This is a genomic window from Variovorax paradoxus (genome assembly GCF_009498455.1).
GTDB lineage: Bacteria > Pseudomonadota > Gammaproteobacteria > Burkholderiales > Burkholderiaceae_C > Variovorax > Variovorax paradoxus_H.
The window spans coordinates 4,598,820-4,620,251 of the sequence record NZ_CP045644.1 but is presented as its reverse complement, the minus strand read 5'-3'; the positions used below and the strand labels follow the sequence as shown (position 1 = coordinate 4,620,251).

Here is a 21,432-nt window from a genome sequence, read left to right as displayed (position 1 = left end):
AGTCTCCTACGTGAAATGAAAGCACGAACGTTCGAATCGACCGACGCGGCTCAGACGCCGAGGTACTCGTGAACGACGCGGGGGTCGGACCGGAGTTCGTTCGAATCGCCCGACCAGACGACGCGCCCTTTCTCCAGCACAAAATGGCGGTCCGCCAGGCCAAGCAGCGGATTCAAGTTCTTGTCCACGACCACCATGGACAGGCCCTCGGCCTTGAGCACCTGCAGCGCCGACCAGATCTCGGCGCGGATCAGGGGTGCAAGCCCTTCGGTCGCTTCGTCCAGGACCAGCAGTCGCGGATTGGTCATCAATGCCCGCCCGATGGCCAGCATCTGCTGTTCGCCGCCGGACAACTGCGTGCCGAGGTTCCGCCGACGCTCGCTCAACCGAGGGAAGAAGTCGTAGACCCGTGCCAGGGTCCACATCGACCGGGCATCGCCACGCTTCGGTCTTGCCGTGGCCACCAGGTTTTCTTCCACGGTGAGGCTGGGAAATATCTGGCGCCCCTCCGGCACCAATGCCAGTCCTGCACGGCCGATGCGGTGGGTCGGCAGCGCATGCAGCCGCTCACCGCAAAAATGGATGCTGCCATTTCGCGCGCGCACCAGACCGAAGAGGCACTTGATCGTCGTCGAACGGCCCATGCCGTTGCGGCCAAGCAGCGTGATCACCTGTCCTTCGCGCAGGTGGAAGTCCACGCCGAACAGGACCTGTGCAGCGCCGTACCCGGCGGTCAATCCAGAAACTTCGAGTAAGCAGGTCACGATGGCTGCAGCTCCTCATCACCCAGGTAGGTCGCCCGCACCTGCTCGTTTCGGCGAATCTCCGCTGGCGTCCCAGTCATGAGAATCCGCCCATGGACCAGCACACTGATGCGGTCCGCGAGCGCGAACACCGCCGCCATGTCGTGCTCCACGAGCAAGATGGTGTAGTCACGCTTGAGCCGGCGAAGCAGCGCGACGACTTCGCTCGATTCCTGAACGCTCATGCCGGCCATCGGCTCGTCGAGCAACAGGAACTTCGGCTCGGCCGCGAGTGCCATCGCCAGTTCAAGTTGGCGACGCTCGCCGTAGCCCAGCGCTTGTGCGGTCACATGCTCGCGTCCCGACAGACCCACTGCCGCGATGCTGCGCTGTGCGGACCGCGTCGCGCCGCGGTCCTCGAGAAGCTGCCGCCAGAAGCCGAACACCCCGGCGTGCGCAGCCCGGGCAGCGAGGGCCGCATTCTCGAGCACGGTGAACTCGTCGAATACCGAGCTAATCTGGTAGGAACGCACCAATCCGACCTGTGCGCGCGTCGCGATCGCCTGCGAAGTCACGTCCCGTCCGTCGAAATGGATCGTCCCGGTATCCGAAGGCAGTTCGCCGGAGATCTGATTGACCAACGTCGTCTTGCCGGCGCCGTTGGGCCCGATGAGCGCGTGAAGTTCACCCGGCTCGACGTCCAGGACAACCTCATCGGTCACCAGCAGCGAGCCGTAGCGCTTCGTCAGGGACCGGACCTGGAGCAACGGCATTACTTGCGCTCCGTGCCGGCGGTGCCGGTCGTGCCGCTCAAAACACGGCGGTTCGCGCCGACCGCACGCGGGCGCCGGCTCCAATCGACCGCGAGTCTGGCGGCTGCGGGCCTGCCTACCAATGCCATGGCGAATATGAGAAGGCCGAACACGGCCATCCAGTGGCCCGTCATGGACTTCAGCACCTCTTCCGCTCCCAGATAGACCAGGGCGCCCACCGCCGGCCCGAAGGCGGACCCGATGCCGCCGAGCACCACCATCACGATGAGCTCACCGGAGACGAACCACGACATCGTGCTTGGCGAGACGTAAGCGTTCAAGTTCGCCAACAGCAAGCCGGCAATGCCGCAGATGACCGCTGACAAGACGTAGGCTGCCAGCAGACACCTGCGAGGCATGATGCCCAGCGAGGCGGCGCGCCGCCCGCTCTGGCGGCAGGCGCGCAGCGCCATGCCGAAGGACGATTGGCGAAGACGGTCGGTCCAGATCAACAATCCCAGCAGCATTGCGAAGGCCGCGATGTAGACCGCAAGCGGGGAATCCAATCCGAACCGACCGAAGTTGCTCGGCGCCGCAACGGCCAGTCCATCGTCGCCCCCGAACTGCTTGAGGCTCACGAGCACGAAGAAGCCCATCTGGGCAAAGGCCAGCGTGATCATGATGAACGCGATGCCGGCCGTGCGCAGGCTGATCCAGCCGGTAAGCGTTCCCGCCAGTGCACAGGACGCGACAGTCAAGGCCAGGTGAATCCAGCCGCTGTCGATGCCGAAATGTGCGGGCAGCGCCACGCTGTACATCCCCAGTCCGAGAAACAGGGCATGTCCCAGGCTCACCATGCCGCCGAAGCCCAGCGCGATGTTCAGCCCGACCGCAGCGATGGCGTAGATCAGCACACGCGCGCCGAAGGCCAGGTAGAAGCTCTCGCCCATCGCCATGGCCGCAAGGGGGATCGCCGCCAGCGCCACCAGCGCACCGGCGCGAAGCGGAAGCGTTCCACGCCCGGTCACGACGGCCTCCCCGTGGCGGGAAACAGCCCTTGCGGGCGCCATGCAAGCACGATGGCCATCAGCAGGTAGACCAACATCGATGCCAGCGCGGGTCCTGCCGCATTGGCGACGTCGCGATCGGCCACCTCGCGCAACAGCAGGGTCAGGTAGCTGCGTCCCATGGTGTCCACCACGCCGACGAGCAGGCTCGCGCAGAACGCACCGGCAACGGAGCCGATCCCGCCGATCACGATGACGACCAGCGTCGTGATCAATACGCCATCGCCCATCCCGCTTTGCACCGAAAGGATCGGCGCGGCCATGGCGCCTGCCAACGCTGCAAGCGCCGCGCCGAGCGTGAACAGGCCTGCATTGAGCAGCCCGATGTTCACGCCCAGTGTCGAGACCATGTCGGGATTCGACGAGCCGGCGCGGATGAGCATGCCCCATCTCGTGCGGCGGATCAGCCACTGGCTTGCCATGGCCACCGCCAACCCGGTTGCGATGATCAGGAAGCGATAGGACGGATAGGAAAATCCCAGAAGCGCCACGGTTCCCGACAGACTTTCCGGCAACGAGATGAAGATCGGCTGGGGGCCCCAGATCATGCGGGCAAGTTCATTGAAGAACATCACCAGTCCGAACGTGGCCAGGACATGGTCCAGATGATCCCGGCGGTACAGCCGGGACGCCGCGAGCCTCTCTAGCAGCGCACCAACCGCAACGCCCGCTATGAGCGCCGCCGCCACCGCCACGGCAAAGGAGCCGGTCTTCGCACCCGCCACTGCGGCGGCATACGCCCCGACCATGTAGAGGGAGCCATGGGCGAGATTGATGAAACTCATGATGCCGAACACCAGCGTCAGCCCGGCGGCCAGCAGGAACAACAGAACGCCGAACTGAAGTCCGTTCAGCAACTGGGCAATGAACAGCGTGAGGCTCATGGACCCATCACTTCAGGGAACACTGCGCGTGATAGGAATCCGGATGCGCCTTGACGGGCGTCGCCACCTGCGCCATCGTGACGTCCGTGCCGGCTTTCACCACCTGGTAGACATGGTAGTCCTGCACCGGCATGTTGTTGGTGTTGAAGCGGAAGGCGCCGCGCACCGACCTGAATTCCGAGCCGGCCGCCTTGACGGCGGCAGCGAAGGCCACCTTGTCCGACACGTTTCCGTTGAGTCTCGCGATCGCCACGTTCAGCAGATTGCCGGCGTCGTAACCCACGGCCGCGTACAGGCTCGGGATACGCTTGTATCTCGCGGCGAAAGCCTGTTTGAATTCGGCCGCCTCCTTGCCGTCCGAGGCCGCATCCCACATCGCGCCGGCGAGCACGCCTTCAGCCTGCTGTTTCAAGGCCGGGAGCGTGGTTCCGTCAACGGTGAAAACCGACATCACGGGCACGCGGCCCAGCAGGCCGGCCTGCTTCATTTGCTTGATGAAGTTGATGCCCATGCCTCCGGGCAAGAAGATGAACAGCGCATCGGGACGGGCTGCCTGGATCTGCGCGATCTCCGCGGAAAAGTCGGACTGATTCAACGGCGGGTAGACCTCGTCAGCGACGCTTCCCTTGTAGTGCCGCTTGAAGCCCGCCAGCATCTCCTTGCCCGCCTGGTAGTTGGGCGCGAGCAGAAAGGTCCTGTCATAACGCTTCTGCTGGGCGTACATGCCCATCGCCTCGGACGGACCGTCGTTCTGACCGGTCATGGCGAAGATGTTCGCCTTGCATCCCGCCCCGGCAACGGCCTGCGGGCCTGCGTTGGTTCCGATGGCCACGACCCCGGACTGTGTGACGAGCGGCGCCATGGCCATGAAGACGTTGGTGTAGCCCAGGCCCACGAGGACGTCGACTTTTTCCTTTTCGATCAACTTGCGAGCGGCCTGCAGACCCACTTCCGGCTTGAGTTGGTCGTCCTCCTTGAGCACCGCTGCCGACTGGCCACCCAGCCTGCCCTGCAGTCGCTCGATCGCAAGCATGAAGCCGTCGTATTGGTCCTGGCCGATGGCGCCCGCCGGCCCCGAGAGCGGCGCCGTAAATCCCACCTTGATGTCCGCGTGCGCGGCGCCGATCCAAAGGCCGCAAGCGGCGGCGACGAGCACTGAATGGATTTTTTTCACGTTGTCTCCTTCTGTCGACTTCAAGGGCCAGCCGATTCTCGGCATTCAGCGGACTCGAGTCGGGGTTCCATTTCGGTATCCGGACATGACTCTTGCTGCTGTGAGCCGTCAGCGCTATCGAAGCCACTGCGCGGCCGACCCGGCTATTTATAGTTCGCCTAGCAAATCATTTGCCTGGAATCAATGTACCCAGAGCACTGTTCACCGTCAACTACAATTGAACGATCTTCATGTCCTATCGGCTGCCTGTGACCCGAACGTCCACCCGTCCCGCTCCCGTCCGCACAAAGGACGCCAACCCGGCCAGCGCGACAGGCGCTGCGCGAGGCAGGGATGGCGTGCCGCCGGCGACGAGATCCGCCAAGCGCGGGGATCTCCTGAGCGGCTCCCTCGCCTATGCGATAAAGCGCGCCCAGGTGCGCTGCGACGAAGCTCTCGTTCTTCACCTCGGCGGCAATCTCTCGCCAGCTCGCTTCGCTGCGCTCTGTGCCATCGGCGCCAACCCCGGCATCAGCCAAGCGGCGCTAGGCGGACTGCTCGGCATCAAGGGACCTGGCACCGTCAAGGTGGTGGACGAACTTGAACGCATGGGCCTCGTGTCGCGGAACGCCACCGAGGACCGCCGTGCTTATGCGCTCCACCTGACGGATCGAGGGAACGCGGACCTCGACCTCTATCAGGCTGCAAGTCAATCCTTCGAAAAGAAGATAGCGGCGTGCCTGTCGGCACGCGAACGGACGCTGTTGCTATCACTGCTCGCGAAGGTCGCCGACGACCAAGATCCGCCTCGCTAGCGCCAGCAGATCGGCGCATGCGCGAAGCGGACGCGCCGGCATGACGACAGGCGAGTCCCCAGCAGCCGAAGACCACGCCTGTCGCCTGAGCTCGCGCGGCGGCCGTGTCCAATCGGGCATCCGGAGCCATGTCGATGCCGGCGCACGGACCGCAGGCGCCCCCGCACGCCGCCCGTTCGCCGGCTCCGATCTGCGGGGACATCAGGCCGATTTCATCTATCGAACACGTGGACCGCTGCCGAGCGCATCACCCGGAACAATCCGGCACTCACAGACGGAGACAACGCATGAGAAAGCTGCTGGCAGTTTCGATCGTCCTCGCATGCGCCGTCCACGGACCTGCGCGCTCGCAAGAGTCGTTTCCGTCGCGCCCGATCAAGTGGGTCGTGGGAACGCCCGCAGGAGGGGGAACCGACATCGTGGCCCGGCTGGTCGGAACCCAGATGCAAAAGCAGATGGCCCAGCCCCTCGTGGTGGACAACAAACCGGGCGCGGGCACTACCATCGCCGCCGACTACGTGGCCAAGTCCACGCCGGACGGCTACACGATCCTGGCCGCAGACCCGGGAACGATCATGTTCAGCACGGCCCTCTACGCGAAGTTACCCTACGACCCCGTCCGGGATTTCGCGCCGGTCGGCCTGCTGGCTCGCGTGCCGCTGCTGCTGGCGGTCCATCCCGGTTCGGGCTACGAGGACGTCCGCCAACTGGTCGCGGACATGCGCGCGACGCCCGAAAAGTTTCCGGTGGCCACGTCGGGCATCGGAGGACCGCACCATGTCGCGCTGGAGTTCCTAAAGGACCAAGCGCAGTTGAAGCTGGCGCACGTGCCGTACAAGGGCGGCGCGGCAGCGCTGCAGGACGTGATGGCCGGCGTGGTGCCCGTCATGATCGCGGACCTCACGAGCGCGATCGGCCACATCAAAGGCGGCAAGCTGAAGGTGTTGGCGACGTTCAACGCACAACCACTGACCGACCTCCCGGGTGTTCCGTCGCTTGTGCAACTGAATCTGACTACGCGTGTGCCCCCGTCGTACTTGAGCGTCGTGGCCCCGGCGAAGACGCCGCCCGAGGTCATCGACAAACTCTCGAGCGAACTGCAGCTGGCGCTGAGCGATCGCGATGTGCAGGCCCGTCTGCGCGACATGGGGGCCGAGCCGCTGCCGACGACGAGCGCACAGATGAAGCAGCAGTGGACACAGGACATGGCGATCTGGCCGGCGCTGATCCGTTCCAAGGGAATCACGCTCGACTGAGCAGCACTTCGGCGCACCGGGCAGCCGCGGCACGCGCCTGATCGGGTGCCGCGCACGCCGCGGTGCGCCGACTCAGGCGCCCGTCTGCCACCCGCCTTGGCGCTGGTCGCCCATCCGGCGCTCAATGGCCGTGCACGCGTCCTTGAGAAGTTCCGCAATCCTTGCGATGCGCTGCGAGGGCATCCGATGGGAAAGCGCAGCCACGCTGATGGCCCCCAGCGGCTGCCCCATCGGATCGAGGAACACCCTGCCCACCGCGCTGACACCGAGGTTCACGGTGTCCTGGATGATCGAGAAGCCTCGCTTTTTCGTGGCCGTGCATGAACGATCGACTTCTTCGGGCGTGAGCTTTCCGAATGTGCTCAGCTTCGCGCCGACGCGCGCCAGCACCTGTTTGCGCTCTTCGTCCTGGAGGGCGGCAAGCAGTGCGAGCCCCCCTGCCCCGACACCCATGGGCCGGCGGCTTCCGACGTCGAGCACCAGCGTGCGGATGGGAAACGAACCCTCGAGCCGGTGCATGCAGACCGCCTCAAATCCGCTGCGAACGACGAGGTAGACGGTATCGGTCGTCTCTTCCGAGAGGACATGCATGGGGCCATCGCACAGGTCGCGCAGGTCGTACAACGTGGCACCTGCCACCCCCAGTTCATGCACCAGCGGACCGAGGCGATACCGCTTGAGCTCGACATTGCGGGCGACCAGCCGTTCCTCGACGAGCTGGCGCAGGACGCGATGGGCGGTCGGATGCGGAAGCCCCGCGCGCTCCGCAATCTGCGTCAGCGAAAGCCCGCGCGTGCCGGCCATGGCGAGAATCTTGAGGAGCAGCGCACCTCGCTTGAGCGAGCCACCGTCCGGAGCGCTGGAATGATCTTTCATGTACCCGGATTTTGCCCGGGTACGCATCCATTCAACCGACGGGGGTCGGATCGATCACATAGTTGGCGAAGCCGCCGTCCGTGTTGCTGGGCATCTGGTCCAGCAGTTCGTTGATCTTGTCCAACGAGACGATCCGGTGCTCAAGGCAAGAAAGGTCGAGCGATCCGGTCGACGCCATGGCGGCAATCTCTTCTCCCTCTGCCGTCGTGAACCACACCGATCCTTCGAGCGCGATCCTGTTTGCGCAGAGCCAGAACGCATTGACGGAGAGCGGCTCGGTGACCGCACCGACATTGACAGCCCTGCCACCGCGACGCAGCGAATGCAGCGCGCGAACCATGGCGCTCGCGGGCGCGCCGGGCGGCAGACAGTCGATCATCGCGTCGACGCCCCAACCGTCCGTCAGCTCGCGCGTCCAGATGTGCAAGGGATCAGTCGACGGACTGGCGACGACAGCTGGCTCGTCCCGCAGGGCCTGGACAAAGATGCGTTCGGGCGCGATGGCCTTGACCTTTTCCAGCAGCGCGGCGTTGCGCCCGGTCCCGAGGATGCGGCGCGCTCCCATCGCCAGTCCGAGCAGCGCAGCGCACAAGCCGAGCGTCCCGCTGATCCCATTGACGAGCAGCACATCGCCCGGTCCCACCTGAATCCGTTTCATCGCGCCATACGCCGTTCCGAGATAGCCCAGACGGGCCGCCGCTTCATCCCTGACGTTCGCCGGAAGCTTCACGAGCGCGTTCGAAGGCGCGGTGATGTATTGCGAGAACCCGCCGTAGGGATAGGCGGACATCAACTCGCGCGAGCGGCCGAAGTAGCCCTGGAAGGTGAACACGGGGCAATCGAGCGTGCGCCCGAGGCGGCACATCCGGCATGAGCCGCAACTGCGGGCGGGATTCACGTAGACGCGCTCGCCGACTTTTACGCCCGTGACGTGATCGCCTACCTCTGCAACGACGCCGACGGGGTCCAGCCCGAAGATAGCGGGAAGCTGCGGGAAGAGCTTGGCATCGGGCGTCTGCGTGCCGAAGAAGTTCCCGATCACGCGGCGCATGTTGGGCACGATGCCGCAGGCCTTGACTTCCACGAGCACGTCGAAAGCCCGAGGTCTCGGCACGGGGATGCGGTCGATTCGTAGTGGTTCGCCGATGGCATGAAGGCGCGCTGCCATCATCGTCTCGGGCACAGATCGCGGTTGTGTGTCGCTCATTTTTTGTCTCCAGTCACTAATGTCCTTTCACTCAGCGCAGCAGGTCCCGGGCGATGATCTCCAACTGGATCTCGTTCGAGCCGCCCAGTAGGCTCTGCGAGCGCGAGTTGAAGTAGATGGCCGAGGCCATCATGCGCTCCTCTTCGATCTGCGGCGCTTCGGGAAGATCCGTCAAGGGCCGGCTCGTCTCCCACCGGACCGCATCCATGCCGACGACCATCGCTGCCAGTTCGCTGATCGCTTGCCGGATCCGGCTGCGTTCGAGCTTCATCACTGACGAAGCGATCGCCCCGGGGTTTCCGCCTGCCTGCACCTTCGACATGGCCGTGAGTTCGATCATGTCGTTCGCGTCGATGTCCATCCCGATCTCGGCGAATTGCGTCGCGAACACCGGGTCGTCGATCGCTCGCCCCCCGTCGGGGCCTGGCACCGACGCCAACCTGAGCAGACGGCCGTGCCACGCCCGCAGCATGCCGCCGGCGGGATTGCCTCCTCGTTCAAACTCAAGCAGGTACTTGGTCACCTCCCAGCCGCTGTTCTCCTCGCCGACGCGGTTGCCGACGGGCACGCGCACGTTGTCGAAGAAGACTTCATTGAACTCGTGGCTTCCGCAAATCGATTTGATCGGCCGGATCGTGATCCCAGGGGCATCCAGCGCCATCAGCAGGAACGTGATGCCTTCCTGCTTCTTGCCCGTGTCCGCCGTGCGCACCAGACTGAAGATGTGCGTCGACTCATGGGCCATGCTGGCCCAGATCTTCGAACCGTTCACCACGTAGTCGTCGCCGTCGCGCACGGCCTTTGTGCGCAGCGCAGCCAGGTCGGAGCCGGCACCGGGTTCCGAGTAGCCCTGGGCCCAGACGTGTTCGCCAGAGATGATCCGAGGCAGGTAGTGCATCTTCTGGGCAGGCGTTCCATAGCGCATCAACACTGGTGCGAGCATCTTGATGCCCTGGGTGCGGAAGCGCGGCTCACCGCGCCGCTCGCATTCCTGGTCGAAGATGTAGCGCTGCGTCAGGGTCCAGGCCGGCCCACCGTGCTCGGTCGGCCAGGTGGGCACAGCCCAACCCCGACGAGCGAGCTTCGCCTGCCACAGGAGGCCGTATGAAGGATGCGCAATGAAGCAGGGATTCAACCGCTCGGACCGACGCAAGCCGGGGTCGAGTTCGGCATCGAGGAAGGCGCGCACTTCGTCCCGGAATGCGACTTCCTCTTCGGACAAGAACAGATCCATGGTTATTCCTCGGCTAGTTGGGGGCAAGCGCAGGCGAACGCAGCAGCGATTCGGCCTGGAACTCGGGTTGACTGACGACCCTGCGATAGCGCTCGAGGTGCTGGCCGGTGGAACCGAAGAGGTTCTCGAACACGAACAGCCGCTTGAACCACCACCCCACCGGGAGTTCGTCGCTGAAGCCCATGGCGCCATGCAATTGGATCGCTTCATGCGCCACGTCTCGCGAGATCTTGCCGATCTTCGCCTTGGCACCCGACACACCCCGAACACGCCAATCCTCGGGGGCTTCAAGGCTCAGCGACGCAAGCAATGCGGTCGCTCGGGCTTCGGTGCATTTCACCGCCATCTCCGCCATGCGGTGTTGCAACGCCTGGAAGCTCGACAACGGTTTTCCGAACTGCACGCGCTGCTTGGTGAATTCGACCGTCGCGGCCAGCAGCGCGTCCATCGCTCCGACAGCGTCCCAGCACACCGCCGCGGCGGCGCGGTCGAGCGCGAGTCGCAACGCCGCCGACGCGTCGTCGCACCCGCCCAGGAGGGCATCACCCTCCACTGCAACGCCCGCGAATGACACGTCCGCGGCGAGTCCGCCGTCCGCCGTTCGAAACGGCTTGACGGCCACACCCCGCGCATCGGACGGCACGATGAAGACGCCGACTCTCGCGGCGCCATGGGACGCCTGGTCCACGCGCGCCGTGACCAAGAAGGTCCGCGCGCCGGCGCCCCCCAGCACCATGGTCTTGTGGCCGTCGATGCGGTAGCCCGCTCCCGTCGACGCGCGCACGGCCATCGTGTCGATTCCCGCCATGGTCACACCCATCCGCCGCTCGTCGTGTGCAAGGACGGCAATGCCCGCCCCTTCGACCAGCGGGCCGAGCACGGCATTGCATTGGGCGCTCGTTCCCAGTTCGTCCATCAGCCCTCCGGCGAGGACGACAGCGGACACGTACGGCGCCAGCACGAGCGACTTGCCGAGCGCTTCGGCGACGATCGCGGTCTCGATGGCACCGCCGCCGAGTCCACCGTTGCGCTCCGAGATCGGCAGGCCGAGCCAGCCCAGGTGCGCGAAGGCGCGCCAGATGCCTTCGTCGAAGGCCGTGCCGGCGGCTTCGATCTTGCGGAAGTGCTCGAACTGATGCCTCTCGCTCAGGAAGCGGTCGGCGCTCTCGCGAAGCATCAGTTGGTCATCGGAATAGTTCAAATCCACGCGTTGCTCCCAAAGTCACTCGGTTGCGGCGGTCCGATAGACCTGCCCGATCTGCTTGTATTCGAGGAATCCGTCGATCGATCCAAGACCGCCCATGCGACCAAGGCCGCTGGCCTTCACACCACCGATCTCGAACTGCACCCCGAAGTTGATCCAGTCGTTGATCGACACGAGCCCCGTCTCCAGCTGACGCGCAATGCGCAGGCCTCGGTCCGCGTCGCGGCTCCAGATGCTTGCGCTCAACCCGTATTCGCTGTCGTTGGCCAAGTCCACTGCCTCCTGCTCGGTGTCGAAGACCTGCAGCACCTGCACCGGCCCGAAGACCTCTTCACGCGCAATCCGCGTGGAAAGATCCTGGATCTCCAGCAGCGTCGGACGATAGAAGGCGCCGCACGAGAGCGGCCCCTCGGTAACGGGGCCACCCCGCACGAGGACCTTGGCGCCCTGCGCAATGGCCTCCTGCACCATCTGCTCGACGCGATCGACGCTGCGCTTGTCGATCAGGGGACCCATGCTGCTCGATGGATCACTGGCCGGCCCGACCTTCACGGCGCGCAGCCGCGCGGCGAGCCCCTCGCGAACGACGTCGGCGACGCCGCGCTGCACGAGTAGGCGGCCCGCCGTCATGCAAAACTGTCCCGCGAACACGGTCAGCGATTTCTCGATTTTGGGCAATGCTGCGACGATGTCGGCGTCGTCGAAGACAAGATGCGGCCCCTTGCCACCCAGTTCCAGCCCCAGCCGCTTGAAGCGTGGGGCCGCAGCAATGGCAATGGCTCGTCCCGTCGCCGTGCTTCCGGTGAAGCTGATGGCGGGCACGAGCGGAGAATCAACGATGTGCTTCGCGCCCTCGGCACCGCCCTCGATGAAGATGTTCACGGCGCCACGGGGCAACTCTTTCACTTCCGCGATGATCTCGGCCATCAGGGTGGCCACCAGCGCAGACTGCGCGGGCATCTTCACGACGGCTGTCGTGCCGGCCGCCAGGGCCGGTGCGAGCGAGCGGACGAACAGGACCGCCGGCGAGTTCCAGGGAATGATGTGGCCCGACACCCCGATCGGCTCGCGAAGCACCATCGACATTGATCCGGGCTTGCCCTCAAGGACGCGACCGAAGGTCTGCATGGCAAGGCCTGCCTGAAAGCGCAAGGTGCGCGACAACATGCTGACTTCGAAGCCGGCCTCGGCTGCGACCTTGCCGTTCTCCAAGCTTATGAGCACCGCGAGTTCCGCGGCCCGGCGCTCGAAAGCGTCCGCGAGGCGGCCGAGAGCCGTCGCCCGTCGGGCGCCGTCGCTCTTCCACTCGCAGCCATGGAACGTCCGTTGGGCCGCGGCGATCGACGCTGCAGCCTCTTCAAGGCCGCCATCGTGATAGCAGCCGACGGCCTCTCCGTTCGCCGGATTGATCACGGCGCGCTCGACGCCCGATGCAACGAACTCTCCGTTGATCCAGTGCCTGCCGATGTGATGGTGGTTCATGCGACGATCAGGGCATCGAGCGCCACGGCGCCCTCGCCTTCTGGGTAGACGATCACGGGATTCAGGTCGACTTCCTTGACCTGTGGCGTGGCGAGCACGGCTTGGCCGAGCGTCGCTGCGATTCGTGCGACGGCGCGAAGATCGGCGGGCCGGTTGCCGCGCGCGCCCTGCAACACGCCACTGGCGCGCAGCCGGGTGAGCTCTTCGACAATGGCCGCCTCGGTGAAATCGAGAGGCATCAGCCGCACGTCCTTGAGAATCTCGATCCAGATGCCGCCCAGGCCGAGCAGCATCACCGGCCCCCAGTCGGGATCGCGTTTGATGCCGATCACCAGCTCAATGCCCTTGCGGGCCATCGATTCGACGAGCACACCGTCAAGCGCGAGACCGTCCCTTGCGCGCCGGACGTTCGCATGCAGTTCGTCCCAGGCGCGAAGCAATGCGACCTCGTCGGCGATGTTCAGGATCACCCCGCCTGCGTCGCTCTTGTGGGCGAGCCCGGAGGCCTGTGCCTTCAGCACCACGGGATAGCCGATGTCTTTGGCGATGCGCGTCGCGTCGCTCACCGTCTTAGCGAGAGCGCCCTTGGGCACGGCGATGCCAAGTTGCCGCAGCCAGTTCTTGCTGTCGTGCTCTGTCAGGGTCCCGGCACCCGCGAACACCGGGACCGGTGCGGACGGGCTGGCCGCGCGCGGGGATCGGAGACGAGACCTTCCGTACCCCGTGAGCTTCGCCACCGCGCCCAACGCGCGCTCCACTGAGCGGAACAGCGGAATGCCGTTCTCGCGCAGCGCCGCGGCCAGTTCCGGCGAGAGCGGCGCGCCTTCGCCCAACAGGCTGTAGGCGACAGGCTTGCGGGAACCGGCAAGCATCGGGCCGGCCAGGCGCGCATATTCCGCAGCCTCCTTGCCCGCGTGTACCGCCAGCACAGCGCTGCCGATGTTGGGATCGTCCAGCAGGGCCCGCGCCCCAGCGCCGATCAGGTCCGGCTCCGCGATGGCCTGCACGGTGACATCGATCGGGTTTTCCGCGACTGCATAGGCGGGAAGACGCGACGCCATCTTCTCGACCGTCGCAGCGTCGAGCACGGGCACGTCGAGGCCGGCGCTTTCGCAGAAATCGAAGGTGATGCCACGCAGCGCGCCCGAGTTCGTGACGACGCCCACGCCCTTCGTGGGCGCTTCCGGAAACGCAGCCGCCAGAGCCGCGACATCCGCCAGTTCATCGATGGAGTCCACGAGGATCACGGATTCATGTGCCACCAGCGCACGCATGATCGCGTCGTCGCCGGCGAGCGCGCCGGTATGCGAAGCCGCTGCGTCGCGGGCCTTGCTGCTGCGGCCGGTGTGCATCATGACGATGGGCTTGTGCTTTTCTCTAGCGCGGGCCGCCAGTTCCAGGAAACGCTTCGGCTCGCGCAGTCGTTCGGCAAAGACGGCCATGACGCACGTACCGTCGTCGTCGATGAATCGCGCCAAGAAATCCTCTACACCAAGCACGGCCTGATTGCCGACCGAAATGATCGACGACACCGGGGTGCCCTTGAGCGACATCGTGGCGTACAGCGAAGACATGAACGCACCGCTCTGGGCGACGATGGCGACACCCGGCGCATCCGATGCGGGTTTCGCGATGTTGACCATCGTGATCGGGGCGCGTGCGCGCAGATTCGCAAAGCCCAGGCAGTTCGGGCCCAGCAGGGCGATGCCCGCAGCACGTGCCGTGTCTTCGAGGCGGCGTTGCTCTTGCGCGCCGCCCTCGTCCTGTTCGGCATACCCCGCGGCAAATACCACTGCGGCGCCGACTTTCCGCTCGATGCATGCCTCGAGCGAGGCCTGGACGGCATCCTTGGGAACGCAAAGTACCGCCAGGTCGACTTCTTGTGGAATCGCCGAGATGCTAGCGACACAAGGATGCCCATCCAGTTCAGCGCGCGTCGGATTCACCAGGTGAATGGCGCCCGCAAAGTCCAAGCGCTTGAGACCAGCGAAGACCCGGGCACCGGGGCTTTCCGGCCGGGCCGAAGCGCCCACCACCACGACCGACCTGGGCGAGAGCAGACGATCGACGTTCACCGTTGTCATGCGTCGCCTTCGCGCGTGTAGCCTTGCAAGCCGGGCTTGATGGTCTTGTCGTCCAGGAACTGCTTGAGCCCCTGCGCACGCCCCTTCTCGGGGTCCTGCATCATGCTCATGAAGTTCTTGGCGCTCAGGTAATCCTCCGCGACATCCCACGGGAGGTTTCCGCCGTTGATGAAGGCCTGCTTGGCGTTGCGAAGCACCGAGGGATTCTTCGACATCAGGATCTTCGCGAGTTCCACCGTGCGGGCACGCAGTTGCTCCTTGGGCACAGCCTCGTTGATCAGTCCCACCTGCTGGGCCCGACGGCCATCGAACGGGATGCCGGTCATGATGTAGTAGAGGGCGTCGCGCCGTCCCATGGTCGCCGCCAGCGCACGCGTGACGTTGCCGCCGGGGATGATTCCCCAGTTGATCTCGGAGACGCCGAACTGGGCCTGCTCGTCCGCGATGGCAAGGTCGCAGCAAACGAGCGGCGTGAGACCGCCGCCGAAGCACCAGCCGTTGACCATCGCGATCGTCGGCTTTATGTAGCCTTGCAAACGGCGCTGCGCCCATTGCGTGAAGTCGCGGCGAATCTGGATGAGGCGCTCGGGGGTATGCTGCTGCTCGGCGTCCCGAAAGAACAGCTTGAGGTCCATCCCGGCCGTGAACGAGTCCCCTTCGCCGGTCAGCACCAGCACCTTGCAACGCGGGTCGGTCTCAAGTTCGTCAAGGACCTCGATCATGCGGGAATTGAGTGCGGGACTCATGGCGTTGCGCTTGTCGGGCCGGTTGAGGATGACCCAGGCGATCCCTTCCTCGAATTCGACGCGAACGGGGTTTTCTTGCTCAGTGCTCATGCTTGCTCCTCGTGAAGGATGGTTGCGTTACAGGGCACTTGGCCCCTACGGCTGTGCGCTAATCGGAAACTTCTCCGATGCGTTTGGCGGAGAGAATTGTTGATGCGGGGCCGTCCGTGCACCACCTCCGTGTCCGATTGACGGACACAGCTTGAAAGCGCTGACCCGGCGGCCGAGCGCGCACGAACTGGCGCCCGCAGGGCGGCGATCACCGAGGATTTCGACGGCCTTGACACGAGCGTCTGAGCACCAGACCGGATGGGACTGCGGGGCATGAGACGCCGCAGCGCCGCCCCTTACGGGCACGCCAAGCGGCGGACGCTAGGTGCCGGTCTTCCAGCCGTTCAGGTGCTTGCGGTTCATGCGCCGTTCGACGTCGGCACGGCCGTCCTTGAGCAATTCCGCGATGCGCTTGACCCGCTCGCCCGTCATGCGGTGCGAAAGTGCCGCCACGCTGAGCGCGCCTACCGGCTGCCCAAGCCCGTCGAAGAACGCCAGGCCCACGGCACTCACCCCGAGACTCAAGGTGTCGTGGATGACCGCGGCACCGTTGTCGTGGGTGAGCACACATGCCCGCTCCAAGTCTTCCGCCGTCATGCCTCCGAACGCGTGCAGTTTGGGCCCGACCCGCTCGATGATCTGGTGGCGCTCGTCTTCCTTCACCGCCGCCAGCAGCGCGAGTCCGCCGGCGCCCACGCCCAATGGCCTGCGCCCGCCCACGTCCAGAACGAGCGCCCGGATTGGAAACTCTCCTTCGTGGCGATGCATGCAGACCGCGTCGAAGCCGCTTCGCACAACAAGATAGGACGTGTCGCCCGTTTGCTCCGACAGCATCTCCATCGCGTTCGCGCAGAGGTCGCGAAGATCACCGTACATGGTGGAACACGCAATGCCCAGCTCGAAGGCGAGCGGACCGAGGCGGTAGCGCTTGATGTCTTCGTTGCGAGAGACCAGGCGATCATCGAGCAGCTGGCGCAACACGCGATGGACACTGGGATGCGGCAGGCCCGCGCGGTCAGCGATTTCCGTGAGCGCGAGTCCGCGTGCCCCCACTGTCGCTAGGATTTTCAGAATCTGGACACCGCGCTTGAGCGACCCGGCATCCGTGGTCGCAGCTGGCTCTTCAACGCGGGGAGTCTGGTTTCTCATAGCGCAACTGTGCACGACCGGAGCCCGGCGTGCGGATGAAGAACGAAGGTCGTGTCCGTTAAATGGAATTTACCTCCGACCACCGAGACGGGCAACCCTAAAGTCCGCCCAAGGCGCCGTTGGCTGCCATGGAAATATCCATCTATGAAATCTGAACAACTGGCAGGCAGGATTGCCGTCGTAACAGGGGCCAGCAGCGGTATCGGTGCGGCCTGCGCGCAACTGCTCGCGCGCGAGGGCGCGCGCGTGGTGATCGGCTACAACGCTGGCAGGGAGCGTGCCGAAGCCCTCGTTTCCGATCTGCCCGGGCAGGGTCATACGGTCGCCCATATTCCCCTCGAAGACCACGCCGCTCATGACGCTCTGGCGGCGGAATTACAAGGGAAATTCGGCGCCATCGACATCCTGGTGAACTCCGCAGGGCGCACGCAACGCGTGCCACACGCGGACCTGGAGCGCATGGATGCCCGCTTGTTCACCGACATCCTCGTTGCCAACGCTGGAGGGACTTTCTCCATCACCCGCGCGCTTCTTCCTCTTCTGAGAAAAGGAACGGAGAGCGTCGTCGTGAACGTCTCGTCCGTCTCGGCGGCAACGGGTGCGGGCAGCAACATTGCCTATTGCGCAGCCAAGGCGGCAATGGAAACGACCGCGCTGTCGTTTGCCCGAGCGTTCGGACCGACCGTTCGCTTCCTCAACATTGCTCCAGCGTCGGTGGACACCGGCTTCGTCGCGGGTCGCACCCGGGAAGAACTGGAGAAGAAGGCGGCGGCCACTCCCCTGGGCCGCGTCGTCTCCCCCGAGGACGTCGCCCACGCCGTGCTGGCCTGCATCACGCAACTTCGTACAGCGACGGGCACGCGCATCGTGATCGACGGTGGGTTCACGCTGTGATCGCACTGAATCGAACGCATGACGCGGGCACGCGCAGTTGGGTCGCATCGGCAAACGCACCAGGCACCGACTTCCCCATCCAGAACCTACCCTTCGGCGTGTTTCGTAGGCATGGCGCCAGCGACCTGCCCCGATGCGGCGTCGCCATCGGCGAGCGGATCGTCGACGTCGCCAGGGCCGCCGACGCGTTCACCGCGTCGGCCAGGGAAGCAGCGATGGCTTGTGGCGAGAGCACGCTGAATCGGCTCATGGCGCTACCGCAGGACGCCGTCTCGGCGCTTCGATTGCAGTTGTTCGACCTGCTCGCCGAAGGCACAGCCTCCCATCGCCAACTTGTTGAGGACGCGCTGGTTCCGATGGGGTATGCAGACCTGCTCATGCCGGTGAAGATCTCAGGATATACGGACTTCTTCGCGTCGATCCACCACGCGACGAACGCGGGGCGCCTCTTCCGGCCCGACCAGCCGCTTCTTCCGAACTACAAGCACGTGCCCGTTGGCTACAACGGCCGCGCCGCCAGCGTTCAGCTCGGTGAAGCCCCCGTCTACCGCCCGCGCGGCCAACTGCGCAAGAACGGCACCGAGGCGCCCGCATTCCTCCCATGCGAAAAGCTGGACTATGAAGTCGAGCTTGGGTTGTTCATCGGCCAGGGCTCGCAGCAGGCCAGGCCGATCGCCGTCGACGAGGCGTGGAACCACATCTTTGGCGTTTGCCTACTCAATGATTGGTCGGCGCGAGACGTGCAGGCGTGGGAGGCCCAGCCCCTCGGACCGTTCCTTGCCAAGAGTTTTGCGACGAGCATCTCGCCCTGGGTCGTCACTGCCGAAGCGCTTGCTCCTTTTCACGTGCCCGCAGCGCGACGACTGGACGGCGACCCGTCACCGCTGCCGCACTTGCAGGGGGAGGAAGACCAGGCGGGCGGCGCAGTCCACATCGTCATCGATGCCCACCTTGCGAGCCAGCGCATGCGTGCCAATGGGCAGCCTGCGACGCGACTTTCCCGGTCGGACAGCGCCACGCTCTATTGGACACCGGGTCAGATGATCGCGCACCACACGAGCAACGGCTCATTCCTTCAGAACGGGGATCTGCTCGGGTCCGGGACGATCTCCGGGGCTGACGATTCCGCCCTCGGCAGTCTGCTGGAAATCAGCCGCGGTGGCTCCCGTGCTTTCGAGTTGCCATCCGGCGAAAAGCGCAGCTTCCTCGAAGACGGCGACGAGCTGACGCTGTCGGCTTTCTGCGAACGACCGGGCTTCGCACGCATCGGGCTGGGCGTATGCCGCTCCACCGTGCTGCCCGCTTACTGAACCGAGAGGAATCCATGCCATGACGGTTTCAAGCCAGACCCCATTTCAGTATCAAAGTGGCTTCGGAAACGAATTCGCAACCGAGGCCCGCGCGGGCGCCCTGCCGGTCGGCCGGAATTCGCCACAGCGCGCGCCTTTCGGCCTCTATGCGGAACTGTTGTCTGGTACCGCCTTTACGGCGCCGCGCGCACACAACCGCCGCACTTGGATGTATCGCATGCGTCCTTCGGCTATGCACTCCAAGGCCGTTGAAGTCCGAGCCCCTCAATGGCAGACTGGGCCGTTCCATGAGGTCCCTACGCCAGCTAACCGACTTCGCTGGAATCCCTGGGCGGGACCGGCAGGCGGCGCCGACTTCATCGATGGGATCTTCACGATCGGCGGGAACGGCGATGCACACGCCCAGACCGGCGTCGCAGCCCATGTCTATCACGCCAACCGCTCGATGACGGACCGCTACCTGATGAACAGCGACGGCGAGATGTTGCTCGTTCCGCAGCAGGGTGCATTGCTGCTCCATACCGAACTCGGCAGGCTGTTGGTGGCGCCCGGCGAATTCGCCGTCGTGCCGCGCGGCATGCGCTGGCGCATCGAGTTGCCCGACGGCCTCGCACGCGGCTATGTCTGTGAGAACTATGGCGCCGCGTTCCGCCTTCCCGAACTTGGCCCTATCGGCTCCAACGGCTTGGCCAACGCCCGCGACTTCCAGACACCCGTTGCAAGCTGCGAAGCGCAGACACAGCGCGCGTGCACGGTGGTGAACAAGTATCTGGGGCACTTCTGGGAATCGAAGCAAGATCACTCACCACTCGATGTCGTTGCCTGGCACGGGAACCTGGTTCCGTACAAGTACGACATGGCGCATTTCATGGCGATCGGAACGGTGAGCTTTGATCATCCGGACCCCTCGATCAACACAGTGCTGACTTCCGGAACCGACACGCCAGGCGTTGCCAATTGCGACTTCGTGATCTTCCCGCCGCGCTGGCTGGTGGCGGAGGAGACCTTCAGGCCACCGTGGTTCCACAGGAACATCATGAGCGAGTTGATGGGCCTGGTGCGCGGCGTCTATGACGCGAAGGCCGAAGGCTTCGTGCCCGGCGGCGTAAGCCTGCACAACAGCATGCTCGCCCATGGGCCCGACGCTGCCACGTTCGAGAAGGCGAGCAGCGCGGCGCTCGCTCCGCACCGGCTGGAAAACACGCTAGCGTTCATGTTCGAGAGCCGGCACATTTTCCGCCCGACGCGGCAGGCACTCGAGGCGGCGCACCTGCAATCGGACTACGACGGAGTGTGGAGCGGGTTCGCGAGCGCGCCTGTCTAACGGGCGGCGCCGCTTCCAGAAAGGTGCGCTGCAGGATCTTGCGCCGCCATGCGCGAGACTGCCGCGCAATGCGCTAGGGGCCTTCAGGCATCGTGGCTAGATCGCCTGCCCCGCCAACCAACTCGCGGTGAACGAACCCGTACAACAAAGGAGACATGACATGAAAAAGCCAGACGACTTCCGCCGCCTGTCCTCCCGCACAATGGCCGCCCTCTTGCTGTCGCTGGGATCGCTGACTGCAGCCGCACAGGAAACCTTCCCGGACCGCCCCATCCGGCTGGTCGTCGGCTTCGGCGCGGGGGGCGCTGTCGACATCGGTGCACGGGCATTGGCGGACGCAGCCGGCAGACTTCTTGGCCAGCCTGTCCTCGTGGAAAACGTCACGGGCGCCGGTGGCGGCCTGGCTTTGGCGGACCTCGCAAGGAGGCCGGCCGATGGATACACCGTCGCAGTGACGACGAGTTCCTACGCCGCCATCACTTCGCACCTGCAGAAGCCGACCTTCGATATGGCGTCTCTCGAGACGCTGCTGGGTGTGGCGGAGTTCCGGCATGTGATGTTCGCGAAGGCGGACTCAGCGTTGAGCAAGCTCTCCGACGTCTCGACAGCCGCCAGGTCGCCTGGCGGCCTTCGCTTCAGCCATCTCGGCGCGGGGACCTCTCTTCACATCCAGGGGTACCTGACCTTCAAGGCCCTCGGCATCGAGCCAATTCAGATCCCATATCGCGGAGCACCCGACATGATCGCCGCCATTCTCGGCGGGCACACGGACATGGGCATCGCCGACATCTCGGCGGTCGATACCCTACTGCGCGCTGGGAAACTGCGGCTCGTTTCCACCGCGACGCGAGAGCGGCTGAACGAATATCCGGACGCTCCAACCCTACTGGAACAAGGCGTGCAAGGGGCGGACACACTCAACCCGATCCTCGGCATCGTGCTGCGCAAGGGTGTCCCCGACGATCGCGCGGCGCGGTTGCGCGATGCATTCCGCAAGGCAGGTCAGAGTCCAGAGTTCGCCGCGGCCGTCGGGGGCGTCAAGATGCAGGTGCGGCTGATGCAGGGCAAGGAGTTCGACGCGTTGACGCTACAGGCCGCGCGCGCGGCTGCGCCAGTGATCGACGCGATGAAACGCGCCGAAGAGAGCGCGGCTCGCAAGTAG

General features: G+C 65.1%; 19 protein-coding genes. 6 read left to right on the top strand and 13 right to left on the bottom strand.

The features are described 5' to 3' along the window. Positions 1-50: 50 nt before the first annotated feature. The 5 genes from GFK26_RS21300 to GFK26_RS21280 are packed head-to-tail and all read right to left on the bottom strand — an operon-like array spanning position 51 to position 4,620. Positions 51-764 (bottom strand): ABC transporter ATP-binding protein, encoded by a 714-nt coding sequence (locus tag GFK26_RS21300; protein WP_153283736.1) that lies wholly within the window; start codon positions 762-764, stop codon positions 51-53. After that, complete coding sequence (locus GFK26_RS21295; RefSeq protein ID WP_153283735.1) at positions 761-1,516, bottom strand: ABC transporter ATP-binding protein; 756 nt, start codon at positions 1,514-1,516, stop codon at positions 761-763. The genes GFK26_RS21300 and GFK26_RS21295 overlap by 4 nt, the downstream gene beginning before the upstream one ends. Beyond that, positions 1,516-2,523, bottom strand: coding sequence for a branched-chain amino acid ABC transporter permease (locus GFK26_RS21290; protein WP_228121732.1), 1,008 nt, complete (start codon positions 2,521-2,523; stop codon positions 1,516-1,518). Before GFK26_RS21290 ends, GFK26_RS21295 begins: the two co-directional genes overlap by 1 nt. Next, positions 2,520-3,446, bottom strand: coding sequence for a branched-chain amino acid ABC transporter permease (locus tag GFK26_RS21285; RefSeq protein WP_153283733.1), 927 nt, complete (start codon positions 3,444-3,446; stop codon positions 2,520-2,522). The genes GFK26_RS21290 and GFK26_RS21285 overlap by 4 nt, the downstream gene beginning before the upstream one ends. Before the next feature lie 7 nt (positions 3,447-3,453). After that, positions 3,454-4,620, bottom strand: a complete 1,167-nt coding sequence (locus tag GFK26_RS21280) for an ABC transporter substrate-binding protein (RefSeq protein WP_228121731.1) — start codon at positions 4,618-4,620, stop codon at positions 3,454-3,456. 230 nt (positions 4,621-4,850) lie between these two features. On the opposite strand from GFK26_RS21280, the gene GFK26_RS21275 reads away from it, so the two are divergent. Together GFK26_RS21275 and GFK26_RS21270 are read left to right on the top strand one after the other, a co-directional pair. Continuing rightward, complete coding sequence (locus tag GFK26_RS21275) at positions 4,851-5,414, top strand: MarR family winged helix-turn-helix transcriptional regulator (protein ID WP_153283731.1); 564 nt, start codon at positions 4,851-4,853, stop codon at positions 5,412-5,414. A gap of 287 nt (positions 5,415-5,701) precedes the next feature. After that, on the top strand, positions 5,702-6,670 hold the full coding sequence (locus tag GFK26_RS21270; RefSeq protein WP_194273927.1) for a Bug family tripartite tricarboxylate transporter substrate binding protein: 969 nt from the start codon (positions 5,702-5,704) through the stop codon (positions 6,668-6,670). Positions 6,671-6,742: 72 nt separating this feature from the next. Here GFK26_RS21270 and GFK26_RS21265 read toward each other — a convergent pair whose 3' ends face one another. From GFK26_RS21265 to GFK26_RS21230, 8 genes are all read right to left on the bottom strand, one after another. After that, complete coding sequence (locus GFK26_RS21265) at positions 6,743-7,546, bottom strand: IclR family transcriptional regulator (RefSeq protein ID WP_153283729.1); 804 nt, start codon at positions 7,544-7,546, stop codon at positions 6,743-6,745. A gap of 31 nt (positions 7,547-7,577) precedes the next feature. After that, entirely contained in the window at positions 7,578-8,753 is a 1,176-nt protein-coding gene (locus GFK26_RS21260) for an alcohol dehydrogenase catalytic domain-containing protein (protein ID WP_228121730.1), read from the bottom strand. A gap of 31 nt (positions 8,754-8,784) precedes the next feature. Then, positions 8,785-9,987 (bottom strand): acyl-CoA dehydrogenase family protein, encoded by a 1,203-nt coding sequence (locus GFK26_RS21255; RefSeq protein WP_153283728.1) that lies wholly within the window; start codon positions 9,985-9,987, stop codon positions 8,785-8,787. Between the two features lie 13 nt (positions 9,988-10,000). After that, positions 10,001-11,194 carry an acyl-CoA dehydrogenase family protein gene (locus GFK26_RS21250; protein ID WP_153283727.1) on the bottom strand — a complete coding sequence of 398 codons (1,194 nt, stop codon included), beginning with the start codon at positions 11,192-11,194 and terminating at the stop codon, positions 10,001-10,003. 15 nt (positions 11,195-11,209) lie between these two features. After that, the gene (locus GFK26_RS21245) at positions 11,210-12,673 is read right to left on the bottom strand and encodes an aldehyde dehydrogenase family protein (RefSeq protein ID WP_153283726.1); all 1,464 of its coding nucleotides are present in this window, start codon (positions 12,671-12,673) and stop codon (positions 11,210-11,212) included. Then, positions 12,670-14,757, bottom strand: coding sequence for an acetate--CoA ligase family protein (locus tag GFK26_RS21240; protein WP_153283725.1), 2,088 nt, complete (start codon positions 14,755-14,757; stop codon positions 12,670-12,672). The genes GFK26_RS21245 and GFK26_RS21240 overlap by 4 nt, the downstream gene beginning before the upstream one ends. Then, positions 14,754-15,593, bottom strand: coding sequence for a p-hydroxycinnamoyl CoA hydratase/lyase (locus tag GFK26_RS21235; protein ID WP_153283724.1), 840 nt, complete (start codon positions 15,591-15,593; stop codon positions 14,754-14,756). The genes GFK26_RS21240 and GFK26_RS21235 overlap by 4 nt, the downstream gene beginning before the upstream one ends. Positions 15,594-15,914: 321 nt before the next feature. Then, positions 15,915-16,742, bottom strand: a complete 828-nt coding sequence (locus GFK26_RS21230; RefSeq protein WP_153283723.1) for an IclR family transcriptional regulator — start codon at positions 16,740-16,742, stop codon at positions 15,915-15,917. Positions 16,743-16,886: 144 nt separating this feature from the next. Between GFK26_RS21230 and GFK26_RS21225 the strand changes: the two genes are divergently transcribed. The 4 genes from GFK26_RS21225 to GFK26_RS21210 all read left to right on the top strand — a co-directional run bounded on the left by GFK26_RS21225 (position 16,887) and on the right by GFK26_RS21210 (position 21,432). After that, the gene (locus GFK26_RS21225; protein WP_153283722.1) at positions 16,887-17,636 is read left to right on the top strand and encodes an SDR family NAD(P)-dependent oxidoreductase; all 750 of its coding nucleotides are present in this window, start codon (positions 16,887-16,889) and stop codon (positions 17,634-17,636) included. Continuing rightward, on the top strand, positions 17,633-18,946 hold the full coding sequence (gene fahA / locus GFK26_RS21220) for a fumarylacetoacetase (RefSeq protein ID WP_153283721.1): 1,314 nt from the start codon (positions 17,633-17,635) through the stop codon (positions 18,944-18,946). The genes GFK26_RS21225 and fahA overlap by 4 nt, the downstream gene beginning before the upstream one ends. A 19-nt stretch (positions 18,947-18,965) precedes the next feature. Then, entirely contained in the window at positions 18,966-20,270 is a 1,305-nt protein-coding gene (hmgA, locus tag GFK26_RS21215) for a homogentisate 1,2-dioxygenase (protein ID WP_153283720.1), read from the top strand. 160 nt (positions 20,271-20,430) lie between these two features. Further along, positions 20,431-21,432: a tripartite tricarboxylate transporter substrate binding protein gene (locus GFK26_RS21210; RefSeq protein WP_153283719.1), complete on the top strand. Its 1,002-nt coding sequence runs from the start codon at positions 20,431-20,433 to the stop codon at positions 21,430-21,432.

Coding starts and splice junctions, on each gene's coding strand:
- GFK26_RS21235 (WP_153283724.1), bottom strand. CDS start 15,593: ATGAGCACTGAGCAAGAAAACCCCGTTCGCGTCGAATTCGAGGAAGGG.
- GFK26_RS21210 (WP_153283719.1), top strand. CDS start 20,431: ATGAAAAAGCCAGACGACTTCCGCCGCCTGTCCTCCCGCACAATGGCC.
- GFK26_RS21270 (WP_194273927.1), top strand. CDS start 5,702: ATGAGAAAGCTGCTGGCAGTTTCGATCGTCCTCGCATGCGCCGTCCAC.
- GFK26_RS21255 (WP_153283728.1), bottom strand. CDS start 9,987: ATGGATCTGTTCTTGTCCGAAGAGGAAGTCGCATTCCGGGACGAAGTG.
- GFK26_RS21240 (WP_153283725.1), bottom strand. CDS start 14,757: ATGACAACGGTGAACGTCGATCGTCTGCTCTCGCCCAGGTCGGTCGTG.
- GFK26_RS21285 (WP_153283733.1), bottom strand. CDS start 3,446: ATGAGCCTCACGCTGTTCATTGCCCAGTTGCTGAACGGACTTCAGTTC.
- GFK26_RS21245 (WP_153283726.1), bottom strand. CDS start 12,673: ATGAACCACCATCACATCGGCAGGCACTGGATCAACGGAGAGTTCGTT.
- GFK26_RS21265 (WP_153283729.1), bottom strand. CDS start 7,546: ATGAAAGATCATTCCAGCGCTCCGGACGGTGGCTCGCTCAAGCGAGGT.
- GFK26_RS21260 (WP_228121730.1), bottom strand. CDS start 8,753: ATGAGCGACACACAACCGCGATCTGTGCCCGAGACGATGATGGCAGCG.
- GFK26_RS21225 (WP_153283722.1), top strand. CDS start 16,887: ATGAAATCTGAACAACTGGCAGGCAGGATTGCCGTCGTAACAGGGGCC.
- GFK26_RS21295 (WP_153283735.1), bottom strand. CDS start 1,516: ATGCCGTTGCTCCAGGTCCGGTCCCTGACGAAGCGCTACGGCTCGCTG.
- hmgA (WP_153283720.1), top strand. CDS start 18,966: ATGACGGTTTCAAGCCAGACCCCATTTCAGTATCAAAGTGGCTTCGGA.
- GFK26_RS21230 (WP_153283723.1), bottom strand. CDS start 16,742: ATGAGAAACCAGACTCCCCGCGTTGAAGAGCCAGCTGCGACCACGGAT.
- GFK26_RS21275 (WP_153283731.1), top strand. CDS start 4,851: ATGTCCTATCGGCTGCCTGTGACCCGAACGTCCACCCGTCCCGCTCCC.